Raw genomic sequence first — 261 nt, 5'->3', positions numbered from 1 at the left:
GGCACAACCAGGCGGCGAAGCGGAAGTAGTAGCGGCAGCGCACCGACGTGGCGGGATTGACGACCACAACGGGACGCGTGCTCGCCTCACTCGATGGACGACCGCGCCAGACATAAGCGCCGAGGCGGTAGCTGTCGGCGGCGATCAGCGCGATGCGCTCGGGCGGCGGGTCGTAGTCGTCGATATTCATGGCGTTTCAGGAGCGATTCGGGAACCGACATTGCACTTGACCCCGCCGCGCGCATCAATCAATCTTCTCGC

General features: G+C 64.8%; 1 pseudogene. It reads right to left on the bottom strand.

The features are described from left to right. Positions 1 to 190, bottom strand: a pseudogene (locus SB816_RS32770) (alpha/beta hydrolase); the annotation flags it as partial. Positions 191 to 261 lie beyond the last annotated feature (71 nt).

It is taken from the genome of Achromobacter sp. SIMBA_011 (assembly GCF_046535435.1).
Lineage (GTDB): Bacteria > Pseudomonadota > Gammaproteobacteria > Burkholderiales > Burkholderiaceae_B > Achromobacter > Achromobacter dolens.
This window is presented reverse-complemented; position numbering and strand designations above follow the sequence as displayed.